Source organism: Xanthomonas codiaei, from assembly GCF_002939785.1.
Classification (GTDB): Bacteria; Pseudomonadota; Gammaproteobacteria; order Xanthomonadales; family Xanthomonadaceae; genus Xanthomonas; species Xanthomonas codiaei.
In genome coordinates this window covers 1-4949 of the sequence record NZ_MDEC01000064.1, presented here as the reverse complement: position 1 = coordinate 4949, position 4949 = coordinate 1, and the positions used below count along the sequence as shown (strand labels likewise).

Sequence of the window (4949 nt, the reverse complement as noted above, 5' to 3'; positions counted from 1 at the left end):
GGCGAAATTCCGAAGTTCCAAAAGCCACTCTTCGGAACGACGCCACCTTCCGCCCTGTCAGGTCTCGTTGTTCAGACCTTCCCTAGGTCAAATCGTGTGAGCAGTCCAGATTCCGATTGGCCAGGCCGCCACAAGGAGTTGCAGTCCTCTGGCTCCTGGGCGATCAAGCTCGTGTTTCCGACGGTGACGACCTGCAGGCCGTGCTGGTCTGCGGCCCAAGCCACGGTAGCCTGTCGCTCAATCCGGACGGTACCTATACGTACACGCCGGACGCGAATTGGTACGGCCTTGACGGCTTCAGCTACCAGGCGTTCGATGGTCAGTACCGCTCCAACCCGGCAATGGTCTGGATTCGCGTGGCGCCTGTGAACCAGGCGCCAGTCGCAGCCGCGGATGCCTTCACCGTACGTGCCGGCGTGGCAACGCGCATGGACGTGCTCGCCAACGACAGCGATATCGACGGCGACGGCCTGATCGCCAAGCTCGCCACCTCGCCCAAGAACGGCACGCTTACCCGCAACCGCGACGGCAGCTTCAGCTATACGGCGAAGTCCGGCTTTGTCGGGACCGACACGTTCAAGTACGTGGCAACCGATGGCGCACTCGACTCCAGGCCGGTCACCGTCAGCATCACGGTATTGGCGCCGAACCGCACACCAGTGGCCAAGGACGACAAGGCCACCACCATGGCCGGTGCCGCCGTGCGCATCGATGTGCTCGGCAACGACACCGATGCCGACGGCGACCGGCTCGCCTCCTTGCTGGTCTGCGCGCCGTCTCACGGCAAGCTGTCGCTCAACGCCGATGGCAGCTACACCTACACGCCCGACAAGGGCTGGTACGGCACCGACAGCTTCAGCTACCGGGCGACCGATGGCGATGCGCAGTCGGGCGTAGCCATGGTGAACATCACGGTGCAGAAGGTGAACCGCGCACCCACCGCCCAAAGTGCCTCGTACCAGGTACAGAAGGACGGCAGCGTGCGGATCGACTTCGACTGCCTGGTCAACGACCCGGACGGCGATGCGCTGACGCTGAGCCTCACCAAGCCGGCGAAGGGGTCGCTGACGCGCAACAGCGATGGCAGCTACACGTATCGCCCGAAAAGCGGCTTCGTCGGTACCGACGCGTTCACCTACTCGGTCAGCGACGGCAAGCTGCCCGCCAGTGCGAGCATCACCCTGGTGGTGTCGAAGAACCCGCCCCGCGACAATGCGATGAGCATTGTTGTCGGTGCGTCCGCCGCTGCCGGAAGCGTTCAGGGCGGTGGCTACATCGTCGTCAACCTGGGTGCGTCCAGCCAGCCCGTGATCGACTGGATGGCCACGGCCGGAACATACCCGACGGGATTGGGGAACACTGGATGGGCCGCACTGCTGGGCGGCGCGGTGTCGGGGATCGATCTGCTGGTTGCGCAGACAGGTCTGGTGGTACGGCGCGACTGAGCGATGGCCGCCGCCCCCGACGGGCGGTGGCCATTGAAATCGTTATAGGGGGCAAGATGCCCCAAGAACCGGAGACCGCCACATGCAAGCCCGTCGATTGCTCGTTATTGCCACCTTGACCCTGGGGTTACTGATGAACCAGCCATCCGCCGCGACTAGTCCCGCCTATAGAGGAACATCACACGTCGGCATGTCGCGTAATGCTCTGGAACGCGCTTACATTGAGGCTTACGAACAATCTGGATTTCGGCTTGCCAGCCGCAAGGAGTATTCGAATAGGTCCGGCTTTTGGAGCACCGTACTTGAATTTCAATTGAGCAGTGTACCGAAGGGGCCGAGTGCTCCCGGCTCTACGCTGGTCATCTCGGGCTATGAACCTGGGTGTCCATGCGAGGTGAGCAGGGAAACTGTCAGGGGGCTCGATGCTGATAATCCTGACCCGAAAGCACGCCTCCGGGGCTTTGGTGTTGTCATCAAAGCCGAAACAGCTGCATTGAGAAAGGTTAAGGAACGGTTGGGGGTGAGCTTGCCCGAAATGGGTATTCCCACACCCTGACGATACGGGTTCATGAATACGCGTTATCTCCCGGCAGCAATGGGGATGCATAGGCTGCCAGTGACAAAGGCTTAGGAGAGTCTGGCCGCCTGGAGCATTCTAGTTCCCCTTTCTGGCATGCGGTTCCAGCTCTGTTGGGCTGTAGTCCGACGGCAGCTCTGTCCCTGAGGTACCTCATACCGGCATTACGCCGCAGGTGTCATCGCCGATGTAAAACTGACCCCTATCGCCGAAGTAGAAATGACCCACCTGGGCCACGATAGCGGCCTTTTGAAGGCTGCTGATGTTGACTCAGGAGCAGGCAGTGGAAATACGTGTCATGGCCCGTAGGGGTGAGAGTGTCAGAGCGATTGCGAAGCAGTTGGAGTGCTCGCGCAACACGGTGCGCAGGTACCTGCGCGGCCAGGATGCGCAGCGATACGGCCCGCGCGCGCCGAGGGCGTGCAAGCTCGACACCTGGCGGTCTTATCTGCGCGAGCGTGTCGCGCAGGCGCATCCGCGCTGGATCCCGGCGACCGTGCTGCTGCGCGAGATCCAGGCACGGGGCTATACGGGCGGCATCAGCCAGCTCAAGTCGTTCCTTGCGCCACTCAAGCAGTTCGAGCCCGAGCCGCTGGTGCGCTTCGAGACGCCGCCGGGCCAGCAGATGCAGGCGGACTTTACCTACGTGCGTCGTGGCCGTGATCCGCTGCTGGCGATAGTGGCCACGTTGGGCTATAGCCGGGCGAGCTACGTGAAGTTCGTGGCCTGTGCGGGCGAGGACGTCACGACCCTGCGCACTGGACTGCGCGAGGCATTCGACTACTTCGGCGGCGTGCCCGAGCACGTGTTGTTCGACAACACCAAGGCCGTCGTCATCGAGCGCGATGCCTACGGCGAAGGTCAGTACCGCTGGAACAACGCACTGCGCGAGCTCGCCGACACCTGCGGCTTCACGCCCCGGCTGTGCCGGCCCTACCGCGCCAAGACCAAGGGCAAGGTCGAACGCTTCAACGCCTACCTCAAGGGCAGCTTCGTGGTCCCGCTGGTGGCAACGCTGGAAACCAGCGGACTGCGGCTCGATGCCGAGCTGGCCAACGTCCACGTCCGGCGCTGGCTCGACGAGGTCGCCAACGTCCGCGTGCATGCCACCACCAAGGCGGTGCCGGCAGTGCGCCTGGCAGAGGAGCGTGCGGTCATGTTGGCAGCACCGGCGCTGAAGGCGCCGCCACCGATCCGCCAGCGCGTGGTGCTGCCGTTGCAGAGCCTGCAGCATCCGCTCTCGGTCTATGACGCGTTGCTGGAGGGGGTGTGATGGGCCTGCAGCACGAGCGCATCACCGAGCTGTGCGAACAGTTGAAGCTCGCCCGGGTAGGCAGTGATTGGCCGGCCCTGGCGCAGGAGGCGGCGCGCGACGACGCCAGCTTGGCTGACTTCCTGGAGCGCGTGCTCGTGAGCGAGTACGTGGCCCGCGAGGAGCGCAAGCGCACGGTGCTGATGCGCCTTGCGACGATGCAGGCCATCAAGACACTTGAGCAGTACGACTGGGCCCAGGCCGGTGGCGCCCCGAAGGCGCAGATCGTCGAGCTCGGCCACCTGGCCTTTGTCGAGCGCACCGAGAACGTGGTGATGCTCGGGCCCAGCGGCGTGGGCAAGACCCATATTGCCCTGGCGCTGTGCCAGCGTGCGGTCATGGCGGGGCACAAAGCGCGGTTCATCACTGCGGCCGATCTGATGATGCAACTGGCTGCGGCCAAGGCCCAGAATCGGCTCAAGGCGTACTTCAATCGGGCGGTGCTCGGGCCGAAGCTGCTGGTGGTCGACGAGATCGGCTATCTGCCCTTCGGGCGCGATGAGGCCAATCTGTTCTTCAACGTCGTGGCCAAGCGCTACGAGCGCGGCTCGATGGTGCTCACCAGCAACCTGCCGTTCACGCAATGGCATAGCGCCTTCGCTGACGACCAGACGCTGACGGCGGCCATGCTCGACCGGCTGCTGCACCACGCCCACATCGTGCAGATCAGCGGCGAGAGCTACCGGTTGAAGGACAAGCGCAAAGCCGGACAGACGGTTAGCCGGGGGACGGCGATGGCATGACCGGCGCCGCGCTGCTCGGCTGCGTAGGGTCCAGCCCGTAGCAGCCGAACAGGGCGGTGAAAACGACCCCGGGTGGGTCAGGTTTACTTCGGCGATCCGACGGAAAGTGGGTCAGATTTAATCGGCCTTGACACGCAGGCGCTGGAACGTCTCTACGTCGAATCTTATGAACGGTCGGGATTCCGTCTAACCACCTGCCGCATGGAATGGCACCCAGTCGGCTATTGGGAAATCCTCCTCGCATTCAAGTGGAAGAATGGAGCGCAGGGGCCCGACGCGCCCCGCATCACATTAATCATGAGGGGCGAGGCAGCGACTGGATGCGCCTGCCGCATAAGCAGGCTAGGCTTCAGGGGGCTCTACCAAGCCAGTCCCAGTACGGCGGTGTTCTTGCGAGGGATGGATATTGTCGCCAAAGCCGATGCGGCTGCGTCGGCAAAGGTACGGGAACGATTGGGCGTGAGCTTGCCGGACGTGGATCTCCCCCCACACTGACGTCAGCGTCGTGCCGATCCTCAAGCAAGACATGCGCCCACGGGTTCCAAAGAACCATGTCACGCTGGAAATACTTGGGACCGTCGCTCTTCGCCGCCGCTTTCGTTACATCTGCGGGTTTGCCGATCGCCAAAATAAACTGCTCACCGTGACAAGGCGACGCCGGCAGACTGAAAAACAGATGGTGACGCGGGATGCTTGAACTACACCTGCAACTGATTCGATCAAGCCGCTGTCGCAGTCAGACGCGGTATTCCTCATGACAGCAACATAAGCTGGCCCCGAGCTAGATGTGATCTCTCAGTAGGTTGTTCATCCGGGGCCGATCTGGAAGATGGGGGTTACCACACCAACCCAGCCCCCAGGAGCCCCGGATG

General features: G+C 63.0%; 4 protein-coding genes. All 4 read left to right on the top strand.

Annotation, left to right across the window (positions count from 1 at the left end; translation table 11 throughout):
- The first annotated feature begins 116 nt into the window (after window positions 1-116).
- The 4 genes from XcodCFBP4690_RS21960 to istB all read left to right on the top strand — a co-directional run bounded on the left by XcodCFBP4690_RS21960 (window position 117) and on the right by istB (window position 4077).
- Window positions 117-1445 (top strand): cadherin-like domain-containing protein, encoded by a 1329-nt coding sequence (locus XcodCFBP4690_RS21960; RefSeq protein ID WP_104544377.1) that lies wholly within the window; start codon window positions 117-119, stop codon window positions 1443-1445.
- 82 nt (window positions 1446-1527) lie between these two features.
- Window positions 1528-2001, top strand: a complete 474-nt coding sequence (locus XcodCFBP4690_RS22605) for a hypothetical protein (protein ID WP_146092027.1) — start codon at window positions 1528-1530, stop codon at window positions 1999-2001.
- Between the two features lie 283 nt (window positions 2002-2284).
- Window positions 2285-3295 carry an IS21 family transposase gene (istA, locus tag XcodCFBP4690_RS21955; protein ID WP_104544376.1) on the top strand — a complete coding sequence of 337 codons (1011 nt, stop codon included), beginning with the start codon at window positions 2285-2287 and terminating at the stop codon, window positions 3293-3295.
- Window positions 3295-4077, top strand: coding sequence for an IS21-like element helper ATPase IstB (gene istB, locus XcodCFBP4690_RS21950; RefSeq protein WP_104544375.1), 783 nt, complete (start codon window positions 3295-3297; stop codon window positions 4075-4077). Before istA ends, istB begins: the two co-directional genes overlap by 1 nt.
- Window positions 4078-4949: the final 872 nt, after the last annotated feature.